The sequence below is a fragment of the Peribacillus sp. NPDC097197 genome (assembly GCF_050278025.1).
Classification (GTDB): Bacteria; Bacillota; Bacilli; order Bacillales; family DSM-1321; genus Peribacillus.
In genome coordinates, this window is record NZ_JBNNST010000004.1 from 289,845 (window position 1) to 306,386 (window position 16,542).

Sequence of the window (16,542 nt, forward strand, 5' to 3'; positions counted from 1 at the left end):
CGTCTCTTTCCATTCTACCATGAGTGGAAGTGGAAAGAAAAATGAACGGCTATGCTGTTATTTAGTATTTCCCATTAACAAGCTTGCGTACGGCGAGTCGGATGGTAAAATGATAACCGTTTGATTACCGACCGTTTTTTTGTAAGACTCCAGCGTCCGGTATAGTTTATAAAACTCAGGATCCTTGGAGAATGATTTATTATATATCTTAGCTGATTCTCCTTCTCCTTCAGCACGGATGACTTCTGCATCGGCTTCCGCCGATGAAAGCATTTCCTTCACTTTTCGGTCAGTGTTTGCGATGGTCCGGTTTTTCTTCGCATCCCCTTTTGATAGATATTCCTGCGCTTTACTTTCCCGCTCGGATATCATCCGCTTATAGACCGACTCCTCATTTTCAGCAGGTAAATCCGTCCGTTTGATACGAACATCAGTAAGACTGATTCCATAGTTGTCCTTCACTAACAGTTCATTTACCTTATCTGTGATGCGGTCATTCAAGCTTCCCCTCGATGACTTCTCGTTAATGATTTCATCATAGTTCAGCTGCCCCAACTCTGAACGGACCGCAGAATAGATGAACTCTTCCATCCTTGTTTCGGCGTTTTCCAGTGTCCTCGCATTGGTAATCAATTTTTTCGGGTCTTCAATCCGCCAGACCGCATAATTATCGATCAACATCCGTTTTTTATCTCTTGTATTGATTTCGGCCTCGGATACATCGGAGCTCATTTGATACTTGGGCAAGGTCACAACGCTTTGAATGAATGGCACCTTGGCTTTCAGTCCTGGTGTATTATCAATCCTAACCACTTCTCCAAATTGGCGGACGACTTTGTATTCCCCTTCTTTGACAATATACACATTAGTGAAGATGATCAGCATGAGGATGATAAAGATGATGAAGAATATCCCTACTTTCACATAACCTCTCCAATGAAAATCACCCTTTTTTAGCTCATTGAAATCAATCACTTTTCCACTCATGGCTGGGTGCCCCCTTTCACTGCCGACTCTTCGTTATCCGGTGCTTTTGCTTCTTCTTCCTCAGGGACAGGCACCGTTTTCGTTTCTTCTTTTTCTAATGGGCGCAACGGTAGATACTTCATTGTATTGCCATCATCATTCATGATATAAATATCCGCATTCGGCAATACCTGTTCAAGCGTCTCAATAATCAGACGGTCCCGGGTGATATCCTTATTGCCTTTATATTCACTATATAGCTTTTCAAATACTGCCACATCACCGCGGGCCGCTTCCGTACGGGCTGCTTTATCGCCGTTCGCTTTTGAAATAAGGGCATCTTTCTCCCCTTCCGCTTCATTAATCCTTTTGTTCTCGTATTTATTGGCTTCATTGATTTTCGTATTCGCCGTCTCCCTGGCATCCGTTACGTTCGTGAAAGCTTTACGCACTTCTTCGTTGGGCAGCTCGACATCCTGCAGTTTAACCGCGGAGATGGAAATGCCCACGTCATATTTCTTCATCAATTCCGACAGCAATTCACGAACATCCGCTTCAATTTTCGCCTTACCGGAAGTGAGGGCATCGTCGATTTTCGTACTTCCGATGATGCTCCTTAAAGACGCGGAAGTCGTATCATATAAAATCTTCTGTGGATCATCCGAATTGAAGAGATATTTAGGAGGGTCGGTAATTTTCCATTGCACCACCAAGTCAGCCAGTACAATATTCTCATCACCTGTTATCATCTTGGTCTCTCTCGGATACTCCTTCACTTTTCCTCCTTCTTCCTTATACCCGAATTGGAGGCTGAATGTTTCCTTGGATAGTTTATGGACCGATTGAATCGGCCAAGGTAATTTAAAATGAAGACCTGGCTCTGTTATCGTCTCCTCCACCTTACCAAACGTCATAATGACGGATTGATCTGATTCATCCACCGTATACCAGGTGGAAATGGCCACCACTCCAAGTATTAAAATAAGTAAAACAAGTCCCGTTACCGTATAAATCCTTTTTAAGCTTACGATATGTATCACCCCTTCTATTTGGTGTTATATCTTATTTACGCAAAGAACGGACCAAAGTTTCGTAAAATTGGAAATTTTTAATAATTAAGTGGTGACTCCCATTTCCATACAGAAAAAGGCAGGGACTAAAATGTCCCTGCCTTACTTAACTCCTTGGATGAGGGGTTGTACAATCATTGTACCCCTCCATTATGAAGCTTGTTTAAAGGAAGTGTAAAGTCTGTGTAAACTCTACCTATTCCCTTTCAATTTTTTATTCAATGTGACGATGAATGTCGTGCCGGTACCCGGTTTACTCTCTACGTTAATTTTGCCTTTGTGAACTTCAACGATATGTTTGACGATCGCAAGTCCAATCCCGGTTCCACCTGAATCTCGGCTCCTTGCCTTGTCGATTCGATAAAATCGTTCGAAAATCCTCGGAAGCTCTTTCTCCTCAATCCCGATTCCGTTGTCCTGCACGATCACATCCACGGTTTGTTCCTTCTCCGCAACCGTTACAGTCACAATCCCACCATTTGGTGTATAAGCTAAGGCATTGGTAATCAAATTGATGAACACTTGTTTGATCCGATCTGATTCCCCTTCAATAACCACTGAATGCGAAGGCACTTTGACTTCGAGTGAGATTTCTTTTTTTCGTAGTTTACCCATGAGCATTTCCTGAATTTCTTTAAGGATGGTAGTCATATCTACCTTGTCCGTTTTCAGGACAAATTCCTGCTGTTCCATTTTGGATAAATTAAGAAGTTCCTGAATGAGCTCTTGAAGCCGATCGCTTTCGTTTAAAATGATCGATAAAAAGTGCTTTAAGGTTTTCTCATTCTTCCAGGCCCCATCCAGCAATGTTTCCGAAAAGCCTTTAATAGAAGTAATCGGTGTCCTCAATTCATGAGAGACATTGGCCACAAAATCCTTCCGCATTTGTTCCAGTCTTTTCAGTTCAGTGATGTCATGGAAAATAAGCAGGATTCCCTTCCATTCATCATAATCACCGATAATGGGAGCTCCATAGATTTCGAAATGCTTTCGTTTAAGGGCAAGCGGAATTTTCACCTGACGTTTTATCGTTTTTTCCGTCCTGAAAATCTCTTCTATTAGAGCTATGACTTCTTCATCCTTTATCACAGAATAATAGTCTTGATATAGGAATGTATGCGAATCTACATCAAAGGTTTTCTTAAATTCCCGGTTGATTAGCGTTGTATATCCTTTGCTGTCAATTAACAGCACACCACTCCCCATATTTTCGACGAGCGTTTCCAAACGATCCTGGTTCATTTCCCTCGCCATTTCGGTTTCTTGGAGGTTCCTTGCCAGGATATTCAACGAGTTCGTCAACATCCCCGTTTCATCTGAATGTTGCTCGAATTTTCGGGTACGGTAATTTCCTTTTGCCAGGTCAATCGCTGCCATTGTGGCCTCTTCAATCGGCCGTGTGTAATAGGAAGTGATTTTACTTGCCAGCATCAGGATGATGATCAGGGCTGCACCCAAGCAAATGACCAATATGCTCCACATTTGCCGGTTGACTTGTTGAATTGCCTCGATTTCATTACTATGGATGACAAATCCTTCAATCTCGCCATCCTTTTCAACGGCGCTCCAGTAATAATGAAGGTCCGAATCCCCCTCCACCACTTCATAGCCTTCACGCTGCTCCCCCGTTTTTTCAAGGGTGATTTTCCGAAGGACTTCTGCATGGCTATCAAGCAACTCATTTGAAGAGGACGAATCATATAAAACCTCTCCATCTGTCGAAAGAATGGTTAAGTTGGATTCAAGCAACGGCGTTAGTTTCGACGTTTTACCTTTTTCCAAAAAGGAGGTGATACCGCCATGCTCTTTAATATATGTAGAAATGAAAAACGTTTCATTTTGAATTCGTTCGTTGAATGTTTTAATATAATAGCTTTTGAAAAGATGGCCCAACAAAAAACCAACGGCCATCAGTACGACCATCACCAGCGTGATGAGGGTAAATAGCAGTTTCTTACGGTAGGTCGTCATTCTCTTTTAGGCTCCTCGAACTTGTAACCCAAGCCCCTTATCGTTTTGATATACAGAGGTTTCTTTGTGTCTGATTCAATTTTCTCCCTCAGATGGCTGATATGGACATCTACGATACGAGAATCTCCGGCAAAATCATAATTCCACACCGTGCTCAATAATTGATCCCTCGTTAACACTCTTCCTTTATTCTTCACGAGGTATAAAAGTAATTCAAATTCCTTTGGAGTCAATTCTAGTTGATTCTCCTCGAAATAGGCTTCATAGCGTTCAGGGAAGATCTTCAAGTCGCCTATTTTCAGTGAATCATTCTCTGGATCATCATTATTTTCAGTACTATTAGAATGCTGTGATCTTCTTAGTATCGCTTTAATCCGGGCAACTACCTCACGTGGGCTAAAGGGCTTCGTTAAGTAATCATCTGCTCCTAATTCCAGGCCAAGCACCTTATCAAATTCATCATCTTTAGCTGTTAACATCAAAATCGGGATATTTATTTTCTGTTGGCGAAGCTGTTTACACACTTCAAGCCCATCCAATTTGGGTAGCATTAAATCCAATACGACCAAATCAGGACAAAGCTCAACAGCTGCCTGTAAACCTTCTTCCCCGTCCAATGCTGTAATTACAGAGTAACCAGCCTGCTCTAAATTGTATTGAAGTAAGGTAACAATTGATTGTTCATCATCCACTACGAGAATTTTCTTTGACATTAGATCCTCCTGAATTATGTATTACCCCTAAGACATGCTTTTGTCTACTCATCCAATTCTATTATAAAGAATATTATCTGTAATTCACACTTAAAATTCTCTCGTCCTCCCAAAATCACCAATTCCTTTTACTGCCTCAAGTAAGGTAAGGACGAAAAATCCGGACCGATACATAAAAAGACCACCTGATAGGTGAAAGGAACACAAGCATTCCTGTCACGTTTCGGGCAGTCTTGTTATGAAACGGATGAGTTATCGTAAGATTTTCATGACTGCTTTAACGGAATCGACTGATTTCGAAAGGGCAGCTTTTTCAGATTCCGTCAATTCAAGTTCGATGATTCGTTCAATTCCATTGGCACCTAAGACCGTAGGCACACCAAGGTAGATTCCTTCGAATCCATATTCACCTTCAAGGTAGGCGATTGATGGAAGAACGCGATGTTGGTCTTTCAGGATTGCTTCCGCCATTTCCACAAGGGATGCCGCAGGTGCGTAATAGGCACTACCATTGCCAAGTAGGTTGACGATTTCCCCGCCGCCAGTACGAGTACGGGCAACGATTGTGTCTAGACGTTCTTGGGGTATTAATGTTTCCAAAGGAATGCCTCCGGCGTATGAGTAACGTACTAAAGGCACCATGTCGTCACCATGCCCACCCAGGACGAAACCGGTTACGTCCTTAACCGACATATTCAATTCTTGAGCGACGAACGTACGGAAACGGGCAGTATCAAGCACGCCCGATTGTCCGATTACTCGTTCTTTTGGAAAACCCGATTCTTTGTAAACCGTATAAGTCATTGCATCTACTGGATTGGTTAAAACGATGATGGTTGTATGTGGAGAGTATTTGACCACTTCTTTCGTTACAGCTTTCATGACTTTTTGGTTCGTCTGAACTAAATCATCACGGCTCATGCCTGGTTTGCGGGCGATCCCGGCAGTGATGATGACGACGTCTGAGTCTGCTGTATCTGAGTAGTCGGAAGTGCCGATGATAGAGGCGTCAAATCCTAGGACAGGACCTGCTTCAGCCATATCAAGTGCCTTACCTTTTGTAGGGTTTTCTGATTGTGGAATATCAACTAAAACGATGTCACCGAGTTCTTTTTGAGCGGCAAGGAATGCTGCGGTAGCTCCAGTGAATCCTGCACCAACTACTGTAATCTTTTTACGTGTAGACATGTTAATTCCTCCTTAAAATATGCAAATATTTCGGAATACTTTTAACATCTGTATACATAATTATACGCCTCCCGGAAAAGGAGCTGAAGTCAGCTCTTTTCCTGAAGGCGTCATTAGTAAAAATTAAAGGTTTTTGATTAGCTCGTCAGCGAACTCAGAACATTTAACTTCTTTTGCACCTTCCATTAGGCGGGCAAAGTCGTATGTAACAACTTTAGAAGCGATTGTTTGTTCTACTGATTTAGTGATGCTGTCCGCAGCTTCATTCCATCCAAGGTGTTCAAGTAAAAGAACGCCTGAAAGAAGAACTGAAGATGGGTTAACTTTGTCAAGACCAGCATATTTAGGAGCAGTACCGTGAGTTGCTTCGAAAATAGCATGTCCAGTTTCGTAGTTGATGTTAGCTCCTGGAGCAATACCAATTCCGCCAACTTGAGCAGCTAGTGCATCAGAGATGTAATCTCCGTTTAAGTTCATTGTTGCAACAACGTCAAACTCTCTTGGACGAGTTAGGATTTGTTGTAAGAAGATATCGGCAATAGAATCTTTAACGATGATTTTGCCTTCAGCTTCTGCAGCAGATTGTGCTTTGTTAGCAGCTTCTGTTCCTTCAGCTTCTTTGATTTGATCATATTGGTTCCAAGTGAACACTTTGTCAGCGAATTCAGTTTCTGCAACTTCATAACCCCAAGTTTTGAATGCGCCTTCCGTGAACTTCATGATATTACCTTTATGAACAAGTGTTAATGATTTACGGCCTTCTTTGATTGCATAGTTAAGTGCAGCGCGAACAAGACGTTTTGTACCTTCTTCAGAAATTGGCTTGATACCAATACCAGAAGTTTCAGGGAAACGGATGTTTTTAACACCGAACTCAGTTTGCAAGAAGTCGATAAGTTTTTTCGCTTGGTCAGAACCTTTAGCATATTCGATACCAGCATAGATGTCTTCAGTATTTTCACGGAAGATAACCATGTCAGTGTCTTCAGGACGTTTTACTGGAGAAGGTACACCTTCGAAGTAACGTACTGGGCGTAGACATACGAATAAGTCTAATACTTGGCGTAATGCTACGTTCAATGAACGGATACCGCCACCGATTGGAGTTGTAAGTGGTCCTTTAATAGCGATTAGATATTCGTTGATGACATCAAGAGTTTCTTGTGGAAGCCATTCGCCTGTTTGGTCAAATGCTTTTTGTCCAGCTAAAACTTCTTTCCATTCGATTTTCTTTTCGCCATTGTATGCTTTTTCTACAGCTGCGTCTAAAACGCGTACTGCTGCTGCCCAGATATCAGGACCGATTCCGTCACCTTCAATGAAAGGAACGATTGGATTGTTTGGTACGTTAAGAACACCGTTAGTAACTGTGATTTTTTGGCTTTGTGTCATGTCTCTTTACCTCCGATTCAAATTCAAAGGCTAGTTGGTCTGCCTTATAATTCTTGGCAGAACCACTAACCTCGTTTACTCACATCTTTTAATTTACTACAAATCCGATGAAATTAAATATAAATTTTGAAAAAACTTTTATTTATTCAAAAATTTTATCGATTTTCAATCGGAATGTACTTTTGCATACCTGGTCCAACATACTCTGCACGTGGACGGATAAGGCGGTTGTTTGAATATTGCTCAAGGATATGAGCGATCCAACCTGATGCACGGCTAACAGCAAAGACTGGTGTGAATAGGTCATGCTCGATACCTAGGCTGTGGTATACAGAAGCTGAATAGAAATCTACGTTTGGCGGAAGATTTTTTTGACCAGTCACGATTTCGTGAATTTTAGTCGACATTTCATAATATTGAGGCTGACCAGTAAGCTCAGTCAATTTTTTAGACATTTCTTTAAGGTGTTTAGCACGTGGGTCACCTTTACGGTATACACGGTGGCCAAAGCCCATGATTTTTTCTTTGTTAGCTAGTTTTTCGTTGATATAAGGCTCAACGTTTTCTACTGAACCGATTTCTGTAAGCATTTTCATAACTTGTTCGTTAGCTCCGCCATGAAGTGGGCCTTTTAATGCGCCAATGGCAGATGTAACGCCAGAATAGATATCAGAAAGAGTAGCAACGCAAACGCGTGCAGTGAAAGTAGAAGCGTTTAATTCATGGTCAGCATGTAGTACCAATGCTTTGTTGAATGCTTCTTCTTCGATTGCAGTTGGCTCGTTACCACTTAACATATATAAGAAGTTAGCAGCGAAGCTTAGATCTTTACGTGGTGCAACCGCTTCCTTACCTTGACGGGTACGGGCGAAAGTTGTTACCAACGTTGGGATTTTAGCTTGGATGCGAATGGCTTTACGATAGTTAGCTTCTTCACTCATTACGTCAGCTTCTTCATCATATAGACCAAGAAGTGATACCGCTGTGCGAAGAGCACCCATTGGATGTACTTTATCAATTGGGTATGTTTTGAAATGATTAACAACTTCTGCAGGAAGTTCTGCGTTTTCAGCTAGTTGTTTAGTTAATTCAGCTAATTGGCTTTTGTTTGGAAGAGCTCCATGCCATAAAAGATAGATTACTTCCTCAAAAGTGGCATTTGTAGCTAAATCATCGATATCGTACCCAACGTAAGTTAGTGTATCGTCGATAATCGAGCTTACGGATGAAGTGGTTGCTACCACACCTTCTAGACCTTTTGTTGCTGTCATATAAAATCTCTCCTTTTTCTAAAATTCCCCTATATCCTTGCTCATTACGTATAAATATAGCGCTTCCAAGAGTAAGCTATCCTACCCAACCATCTATTTTTTAGCTGAAGACATGCGTCACCCATCGATAAGTATTCACTGATGTGAATGCCAATCAAAGGAGCATGCACGACCTTTTACAATCGCTTATACGAATTCTAAAAATTAATGCTTGTAGTTTCGCTTCCTAGTGAGCGCTTGCTCAAATAACTACACTCTTTTTTTAGATCATCAGAAACTACTATTTCTAAATCCTAATATAATGACTCGGAGTAGTTACAACATTATTATAAACAATAATCACTTTTTTGGGAATGAAAAGCGCTTAAAATATGAAAAAATTATTATTTCATTAGAAAAATCTCTATTCCTAATCCACCTTTTTTTTCAGCTTTTTCCACCACATTCTTACAAAAAAATGAAATGAAGCAGAATAAATCTAACATAGAAAAGAAAAAAAGATTCCAGAAAAATTAAACAATTACTATTCATTCCCTGTGTCAATTATTTAAAAAAATCAAAAATCTGCATGCATAAATAAGCAATTCCAGCACCAATCAACGGACCTACAGCCACACCTTTGAATAATGCGACGGCTAGAATCGTCCCAAAAACCAATGCGGTTGTAATATGTGGATCGTGAGAAAGCAAGGTAATTCCATTTTTCGCAATCAAGGCAACAGCTATACCAGAAGCCAGCGCAATCCATGCATAGGGCGATTTAATCGCATCCCCCAGTTCCTTGAAGCCAATCGCTCCATTAGCAATAGGGATGAGCACTGCAATCGTAATGATCGTAACGCCTAGGTTGATTCCCTTTGCTTCTAAATAAGGGAACACTTTGGCATCAAGACCAATGATTTTCATGAGTAAAAGAAAACCTGCTGCGGCAATAAGGGATGTGTTTTTCCCAAACCAACCGATTGCCGCAAGTAAAATTAAAAACACGACCGGGCCGTTTATCACTTCTCCTCCTCCTCTTTCCTTTTTGTTATTTTAACATAACAAACCGCCTGTTTACCTTTGTCAAAATCCATGGTATTTATTTGGCTACCAATAGAAATAGTTCATATTGGATCCAAAAGGAACTTTCCTTTCTTTACCATTGTCGTTACAATTATAATACAATGCAGCCGTTAGAAGGAGGGAATGTCTTGAATCCTGTTTACATCTACCGTTTCATTCGTTTCATATCAGTCATCGGAATCATCATTTTGGGCGGGATCGCCTTATTTTATTTATCTAAGTATACGTATCCATTCATTATTGCCATGATCATTGCTTTCTTGATGAACCCCCTTGTGACTTTCTTCGAAAAGAAAGCTCACTTGCCACGAGGACTTGCTGTATTTGTCTCCCTATTACTCATTTTCCTTATTTTTGCCGGACTCATCACCCTATTAGTTACCGAAATCATATCAGGTACTAATTACCTTGCGGGTGTGATACCGGAACATATCGAAACCATCGTAGATTACATAGAAACGCTCATTGCCACCAAGATCATTCCCCTATATAACCAAACCACAGCCATGTTCAATACATTAGATCAAGATCAGCAGGACACCATCCTAAAGAACATCCAAAATATTGGTGAATCCATCACTACCGGGGTCAGCGGTTTCATTCAGGCATTCCTGAAAAATATCCCCGCCATCATCGGCTGGTTTCCAACGACGGTGACAGCACTACTCTTTACCCTACTGGGCACTTTCTTCATCAGCAAAGACTATGACCGTTTCGGACGAATGACGGGAAATGTATTGCCAAATAAACTATTTTCCGGGGCCAAACGTTTATTCCGTGATTTAAAACGAGCATTATTCGGATTCATTCGCGCTCAATTCACTCTAGTTTCATTAACGACCGTTACCATTTTAATCGGATTTCTTATATTAGGGGTCAAGTATTCGATTACCATCGCTTTAATTTGCGGCTTAGTCGATATCATTCCTTATTTGGGTACAGGGACCATCTTCATTCCATGGATCATCTTCGAATTCATCTCTGGGAATACCAGTCTTGCCATCGGGCTGTCTGTGCTTTACATCATCGTTGTTGTCCAGCGCCAACTAATTGAACCAAAAGTTCTTTCTTCTAGTATTGGCTTGGATCCACTTGCTACTCTCATCGCCTTATTCATTGGTTTTAAATTAATCGGGTTTCTTGGATTGATCGCCGGGCCAGTAACCCTAGTCATATTCAATACCCTTCAACGTGCTCATGTCTTTCAAGCCATTTGGTCGTACATCATGGGACCGGATACGAAAAAACCCACTCCAAACAAATTTCTTTAAAATCAAAGAAAAAATCCGCCCGATATTCGGGGCGGATTTTTTCTATCTATCTCTTATTTTGAAGTTTCGAATTGTTCAGCTTCAGTAGAACCAGCAAGTGCTGTTGTAGAAGAAGTTCCACCAGATACAACCTGTGCCACTTCATCGAAGTATCCAGTTCCAACCTCGCGTTGGTGACGAGTTGCCGTATAGCCGTCCCCTTCACTAGCGAATTCTGCTTGTTGAAGTTCTGAGTATGCTGCCATTCCACGGTCTTTGTATCCAAGAGCAAGGTTAAACATGCTATGGTTCAATGAATGGAATCCAGCAAGTGTAACGAATTGGAATTTGTAACCCAGTTTCCCTAATTCGACTTGGTAGCTCGCAATTTCCTCATCACTCAATTTCGCTTTCCAGTTAAACGATGGCGAGCAATTGTATGCTAGTAGTTTTCCTGGGAACTCAGCATGAATCGCTTCGGCAAAACGACGGGCATCTGCAAGGTTTGGCTCGGACGTTTCACACCAGATAAGGTCAGCGTATGGTGCATAAGCCAGGCCACGAGCAATCGCTTGGTCAAGTCCCGCTTTCGTGCGGTAGAATCCTTCTGGAGTACGTTCGCCTGTGATGAATGGGGCATCGACTGGATCGATATCATCCGTGATCAAGTCAGCGGCGTCAGCATCCGTGCGAGCAATCAATATAGTCGGTGTTCCCATTACGTCTGCAGCCAAGCGGGCAGAAATCAGGTTACGTATGGCAATTTGTGTTGGAAGAAGCACTTTCCCACCTAAATGGCCACATTTTTTCTCGGAGGAAAGCTGATCTTCAAAGTGAACACCGGCAGCTCCAGCTTCGATCATCCCTTTCATTAGTTCGAAAACATTAAGGGCTCCACCAAAACCTGCTTCCGCATCAGCTACGATAGGGGCAAACCAATCGATATCGTCTTTTCCTTCAGCAAAGCTGATTTGATCGGCCCGTTGCAGTGTTTGATTGATGCGTTTAACGACTTGTGGTACAGAGTTTGCTGGGTATAAGCTTTGATCCGGGTACATCTGGCCAGCGATATTCGCATCTGCAGCCACTTGCCAACCACTTAGATAGATGGCCTTTAAACCCGCTTTTACTTGTTGCATCGCTTGGTTACCAGTCAATGCTCCTAGTGCATTGATGAAATCTTCTTGTTTCAGGAGATTCCATAGTTTTTCAGCTCCCCGACGCGCTAAGGTTTGCTCGATGTCAATGGACCCTCTTAATTTGATAACTTCCTCAGCTGTATACGTGCGTTTAATTCCATTCCATCTTGAATCAGTTTCCCAGCTTTGTTGTAATTGCTCTACTCTTTCGTTCGTCATTATATTTTCCCCCTAATAGTTTATAGTACGTTCATAATTGATAGAATATTAAGATAATTTTTCGTATGCTGGATTCGTTAAGAAATCAGCGAAGTCTTCAGCCACAATCAATTCTTCGAATAGTTTAGTAGATTCTTCAAATTTCCCTGTTTTGAAAGCTTCTTCACCAATCTCGGATTTAATGACTTCCAATTCTTCCTCTTTGATTTGATGGAATAATTCTTCCGTCACTTTCCTGCCATCTTCTAGTATGCCTTTAGGATGACGAATCCACTGCCACACTTGAGCGCGGGAAATTTCTGCTGTAGCGGCATCTTCCATCAAGTTATTGATAGGAGCCGCTCCTCTACCACATAACCAGGAAGCGATATACTGAATGCCGACGTTTATATTTGTCCGTAAGCCAGCCTCCGTAATGGATCCTTCTGGGACTTCCAGCAAATCTTTAGCCGTCACTTCTACATCTTCACGTTTGCGGTAAATTTGATTCGGTTTCGGAACAAGAAGGTCAAACACTTCTTTCGCAGTACTGACCATGCCTGGATGAGCGACCCATGTACCGTCATGCCCATCTCTCGCTTCACGTTCTTTATCCGCACGAACCTTCGCGAACGCCTCATCATTCTTGACCGGGTCATTCTTGACCGGAATTTGGGCAGCCATTCCACCGATTGCCGGAGCATTACGGGTGTGGCAAGTCTTGATTGCGAGAAGGGAGTAAGCTCTCATGTTCGGAACCGTCATTGTAACCTGTAATCGATCTGGGAAGATTACGTCCTCTGAGTGACGGAATTTCTTCAGGAAGCTGAAGATGTAATCCCAGCGACCGCAGTTTAGGCCTGCTGAGTGTTCTTTCAACTCATACAAGATTTCGTCCATTTCGAATGCTGCAAGAATCGTTTCGATTAGTACCGTCGCTCTAATTGTCCCCTGCGGAATTCTTAAATCATTCTGGGCATAGACAAAGATGTCATTCCATAATCTGGCTTCGAGATGACTTTCCATCTTCGGAAGATAGAAGTATGGACCGCTTCCATTTTCGATCAATGCTTTCACATTATGATAAAAGTAAAGACCGAAGTCGAATATGCTGGCGGATATAGGCTGTCCATTTAATAGAACGTGTTTTTCTTCCAAGTGCCAGCCACGGGGTCTGATTTTCAAGACTGCCGTTTTTTCATTCAATCTATATACTTTACCGTTTGGATTTTCAAATGAGATGGTACCGCGGATGGCATCCCTCAAGTTCAGTTGCCCATCTATGCAATTTTCCCAAGTAGGCGAGTTGGCATCTTCAAAGTCTGCCATAAACACGCAAGCCCCTGAGTTTAATGCATTGATGATCATCTTACGATCAACCGGCCCTGTAATTTCAACCCTGCGGTCTTGCAAGTCCTTCGGGAGGGGAGCGATTGTCCAATCACCTTCACGGATATGTTTCGTTTCCTCCAGGAAATCAAGCTGCTTTCCTTGGTTTATTTCCTCTTGGACCGTTTTACGTCGCTCTAACAGTTCCCTTCTCCTTGCACCGAACTGCCGTTCAATCCGTTCAATGAATTGAAGCGCTTCCGTAGTAAGTATTTGTTCATATCCAGGCTTGATATCCCCTGTTATTTGTAAACCTTTTGCTTCAGTAATCATGTTGCTTTCCACATCCTTTCAAACTCTTATATGTTATAATACAGTTATTTTATTTCCTGTTTGTATTATATAACACGTTGTATAAATTTGTCACCTACTTTTCCAATTTTTTTAAAAAAAGAGATTAATTGACTATAAAAAGCCTGGTATATAGGCGTTTCTATTAAAAAAAATAATTGCAAAGATTCTGTTTTTTCCATTTCATTTTTTCTTCCTTGTCCACTTTTTGCATGAAACAGTTAAGATTTTGAGTGGCAAGATTTCCTTCGTATGCTGGATTCGTTTATGGGGCGAACGCAAAAAAGGCTATCCACATTCTTATCTTTGTGGATAGCCTTTTTCTATTTATGTTGAATGATCGTAACTTTTCCTTTATTCATCCTGTTCATCATGATCCGAATAACAATTGGTTTTAAAAGATTACGGGTGGGTGGAAATACCAGGATCAATCCCAAGATATCCGAAATCAGTCCGGGTGATAGCAACAGAGCGGATCCGATGAAGATACAGATTCCATCGACGATTTCATTTCCAGGCATCATCCCTTGACGAACCTGACCCTGTGCCTTTTTCCATATTTCCATTCCTTGGCTTTTAGCCAAATAAGCTCCGATTAAACCAGTGGCTACAATTAGGAACAGCGTTGGCCAAAACCCAATCAGATTGCCAGATAATAAGAGGACAATAATCTCAATGATCGGCATCGCAATGATAAACAATAAAAAGTACTTCATTTACATTCCTCCTGCACAGCCCACTTCTGGTGCGGTACACCTATCTTACATCAACGATTGGATTTCATCCAAAATTTTGTTTTACAAAACTTTGGCATGACCATCATAAATGATTCCACGGCTGGCATCGACCGTTATTCTCTGTCCATCCTTAAAGGCCTTTGTCGCATTATCAGCCCCGACAATGACAGGAATGCCTAAGGTAACGCCGACAACTGCCGCATGGCTAGTCAAACCGCCTTCTTCAGTAATCAATGCGGCACACTTTTCTATTGCCGGCATCATTTCACGATCCGAACCGATTGTAACCAAAACAGATCCTTCTTGTACTTTTTCTAAGGCTTCCTTGGCATTCTTGGCAACGACCACTTCACCCTTCGCTGTTTTCCTACCGATTCCTTGAGCCTTCAATAGAACCTCTCCTAACACATGAATTTTCATCAAGTTAGTCGTCCCTATTTCACCTACAGGCACACCAGCGGTAATCACCACTAAATCCCCATGGGAAACGATTCCGGATTCCAGGCTTTGGTCAATCGCTGTTTGGAGCATATCATCTGTCGTCTCTGCTTTAGGCCCCATCTGCGGATAAACGCCCCAGACCAATGCAAGCCGTCTGGATACATCTTCATTAGAGGTAACGGCAATAATAGGCGCTTTTGGACGATACTTAGAAATCATCCGTGCCGTATGACCGCTTTCAGTCGGTGTAATGATTGCACCCGCATTAAGGTTAAGCGCAGTATGTGCAACGGATTCCCCAATGGCATCTGTCACATTATGTCGATCCGACTTGCTATTTCTTGTAAGGATATCTCGATAATTCAGCGCTGTTTCTGCACGTGAAGCAATGTTATGCATAGTCTGAACGGCTTCGACTGGGTAAGTCCCCGCAGCTGTTTCACCAGAAAGCATGATGGCATCCGTTCCATCGAAAATCGCATTCGCCACATCACTTGCCTCAGCTCGTGTCGGACGCGGATTACGCTGCATCGAATCAAGCATTTGTGTAGCGGTAATGACCGGTTTGCCTGCATTGTTACATTTCTTAATCATATCTTTTTGAACAAGTGGCACTTCTTCTGCAGGGATTTCCACACCTAAATCACCACGCGCAACCATCAAACCATCAGCTACTTCTAAAATTTCGTCAAGACGGTCCACGCCTTCCTGGTTTTCAATTTTAGGGATGATTTGAATATGTTCTGCTTTATTTTGTTGCAACAATTCCCGGACTTCCAGTACATCCGACGCCCTGCGGACGAAAGAAGCGGCCACGAAATCGATTCCTTGTTCGATACCGAAAAGGATGTCCTTTTCATCTTTTTCCGTGATCCCTGGCAAGTTTACGGAAACGCCAGGAACGTTGACGCCTTTTTTATTTTTCAATGTACCGCTGTTTAGGATTTTCGTATGAATTTCTTTTTTTATTTCATCAATTGCTAACACTTCAAGACCAATCAAGCCATCGTCCAGCAAAATTCTAGATCCAGCTTGTACATCATATAGAAGCCCTTCATAGGTAATGGAGAATCTCTCTGGCGTCCCCAAAACTTCTTGCATCGAAATCGTTACTTCTTTACCTGCAGTCAACTCGATCGAGTCATTCTCCATGTTATTCGTCCGTATTTCAGGACCTTTTGTATCAAGCAAGATAGCGACCTGTTTCCCCGTTTTCTCTGATGCTTCTCTTATATTGCGAATTCTTGCAGCATGTTCCTCATGATTACCGTGGGAAAAATTAAGACGTGCTACATTCATCCCTGCCTCGATTAATTGAGCCAACTTTTCTACACTTTCACTAGCTGGCCCAATGGTACATACAATTTTAGTTTTGCGCATGGTGTCAACCTCCTAAAGAAACTCGTCCTCTACCGCCATATGACGGAGAGTGACGTAGTATTAAACATATTTTTTTCAATC

General features: G+C 42.0%; 13 protein-coding genes. 1 reads left to right on the plus strand and 12 read right to left on the minus strand.

Going from position 1 to position 16,542, the window contains the following annotated elements:
* Nucleotides 1–57: 57 nt before the first annotated feature.
* The 8 genes from hflC to ACQKL6_RS08100 form a co-directional block, all read right to left on the minus strand.
* Entirely contained in the window at nt 58–987 is a 930-nt protein-coding gene (gene hflC, locus ACQKL6_RS08065; RefSeq protein ID WP_427650942.1) for a protease modulator HflC, read from the minus strand.
* Nucleotides 984–1,997: an FtsH protease activity modulator HflK gene (gene hflK / locus ACQKL6_RS08070; protein WP_427650952.1), complete on the minus strand. Its 1,014-nt coding sequence runs from the start codon at nt 1,995–1,997 to the stop codon at nt 984–986. Before hflK ends, hflC begins: the two co-directional genes overlap by 4 nt.
* Nucleotides 1,998–2,228: 231 nt before the next feature.
* The gene (pnpS, locus tag ACQKL6_RS08075) at nt 2,229–4,007 is read right to left on the minus strand and encodes a two-component system histidine kinase PnpS (RefSeq protein ID WP_427650943.1); all 1,779 of its coding nucleotides are present in this window, start codon (nt 4,005–4,007) and stop codon (nt 2,229–2,231) included.
* Entirely contained in the window at nt 4,004–4,720 is a 717-nt protein-coding gene (locus ACQKL6_RS08080; RefSeq protein WP_402874401.1) for a response regulator transcription factor, read from the minus strand. The genes pnpS and ACQKL6_RS08080 overlap by 4 nt, the downstream gene beginning before the upstream one ends.
* Nucleotides 4,721–4,972: 252 nt before the next feature.
* On the minus strand, nt 4,973–5,908 hold the full coding sequence (gene mdh, locus ACQKL6_RS08085) for a malate dehydrogenase (RefSeq protein ID WP_402957714.1): 936 nt from the start codon (nt 5,906–5,908) through the stop codon (nt 4,973–4,975).
* A 123-nt stretch (nt 5,909–6,031) separates the two neighbouring features.
* Nucleotides 6,032–7,300, minus strand: a complete 1,269-nt coding sequence (gene icd / locus ACQKL6_RS08090) for an NADP-dependent isocitrate dehydrogenase (RefSeq protein ID WP_402874397.1) — start codon at nt 7,298–7,300, stop codon at nt 6,032–6,034.
* 155 nt (nt 7,301–7,455) lie between these two features.
* Nucleotides 7,456–8,571, minus strand: coding sequence for a citrate synthase (citZ, locus tag ACQKL6_RS08095; RefSeq protein ID WP_402874394.1), 1,116 nt, complete (start codon nt 8,569–8,571; stop codon nt 7,456–7,458).
* Between the two features lie 543 nt (nt 8,572–9,114).
* Nucleotides 9,115–9,576 (minus strand): DUF441 domain-containing protein, encoded by a 462-nt coding sequence (locus ACQKL6_RS08100; protein WP_402874391.1) that lies wholly within the window; start codon nt 9,574–9,576, stop codon nt 9,115–9,117.
* Nucleotides 9,577–9,764: 188 nt separating this feature from the next.
* Here ACQKL6_RS08100 and ytvI point away from each other — a divergent pair, with 188 nt between their 5' ends.
* Nucleotides 9,765–10,907, plus strand: a complete 1,143-nt coding sequence (gene ytvI / locus ACQKL6_RS08105; protein ID WP_427590628.1) for a sporulation integral membrane protein YtvI — start codon at nt 9,765–9,767, stop codon at nt 10,905–10,907.
* Nucleotides 10,908–10,960: 53 nt separating this feature from the next.
* On the opposite strand, the gene aceA is transcribed toward ytvI, so the two are convergent.
* The 4 genes from aceA to pyk all read right to left on the minus strand — a co-directional run bounded on the left by aceA (nt 10,961) and on the right by pyk (nt 16,461).
* Nucleotides 10,961–12,244 (minus strand): isocitrate lyase, encoded by a 1,284-nt coding sequence (aceA, locus tag ACQKL6_RS08110; RefSeq protein WP_402986592.1) that lies wholly within the window; start codon nt 12,242–12,244, stop codon nt 10,961–10,963.
* A 48-nt stretch (nt 12,245–12,292) separates the two neighbouring features.
* Nucleotides 12,293–13,885 carry a malate synthase A gene (gene aceB, locus ACQKL6_RS08115; protein WP_402874382.1) on the minus strand — a complete coding sequence of 531 codons (1,593 nt, stop codon included), beginning with the start codon at nt 13,883–13,885 and terminating at the stop codon, nt 12,293–12,295.
* Between the two features lie 341 nt (nt 13,886–14,226).
* On the minus strand, nt 14,227–14,619 hold the full coding sequence (locus ACQKL6_RS08120; protein ID WP_427650944.1) for an FxsA family protein: 393 nt from the start codon (nt 14,617–14,619) through the stop codon (nt 14,227–14,229).
* Nucleotides 14,620–14,700: 81 nt separating this feature from the next.
* A complete protein-coding gene (gene pyk / locus ACQKL6_RS08125; RefSeq protein ID WP_427650945.1) occupies nt 14,701–16,461 on the minus strand; it encodes a pyruvate kinase in 1,761 nt (586 codons plus the stop codon).
* Between the last annotated feature and the right edge of the window lie 81 nt (nt 16,462–16,542).

What these genes read in the sequence shown, in the direction of transcription:
- hflC (WP_427650942.1), bottom strand. Translation starts at nt 987, where the DNA reads ATGAGTGGAAAAGTGATTGATTTCAATGAGCTAAAAAAGGGTGATTTT.
- pnpS (WP_427650943.1), bottom strand. Translation starts at nt 4,007, where the DNA reads ATGACGACCTACCGTAAGAAACTGCTATTTACCCTCATCACGCTGGTG.
- ACQKL6_RS08080 (WP_402874401.1), bottom strand. Translation starts at nt 4,720, where the DNA reads ATGTCAAAGAAAATTCTCGTAGTGGATGATGAACAATCAATTGTTACC.
- mdh (WP_402957714.1), bottom strand. Translation starts at nt 5,908, where the DNA reads ATGTCTACACGTAAAAAGATTACAGTAGTTGGTGCAGGATTCACTGGA.
- icd (WP_402874397.1), bottom strand. Translation starts at nt 7,300, where the DNA reads ATGACACAAAGCCAAAAAATCACAGTTACTAACGGTGTTCTTAACGTA.
- citZ (WP_402874394.1), bottom strand. Translation starts at nt 8,571, where the DNA reads ATGACAGCAACAAAAGGTCTAGAAGGTGTGGTAGCAACCACTTCATCC.
- aceA (WP_402986592.1), bottom strand. Translation starts at nt 12,244, where the DNA reads ATGACGAACGAAAGAGTAGAGCAATTACAACAAAGCTGGGAAACTGAT.
- aceB (WP_402874382.1), bottom strand. Translation starts at nt 13,885, where the DNA reads ATGATTACTGAAGCAAAAGGTTTACAAATAACAGGGGATATCAAGCCT.
- ACQKL6_RS08120 (WP_427650944.1), bottom strand. Translation starts at nt 14,619, where the DNA reads ATGAAGTACTTTTTATTGTTTATCATTGCGATGCCGATCATTGAGATT.
- pyk (WP_427650945.1), bottom strand. Translation starts at nt 16,461, where the DNA reads ATGCGCAAAACTAAAATTGTATGTACCATTGGGCCAGCTAGTGAAAGT.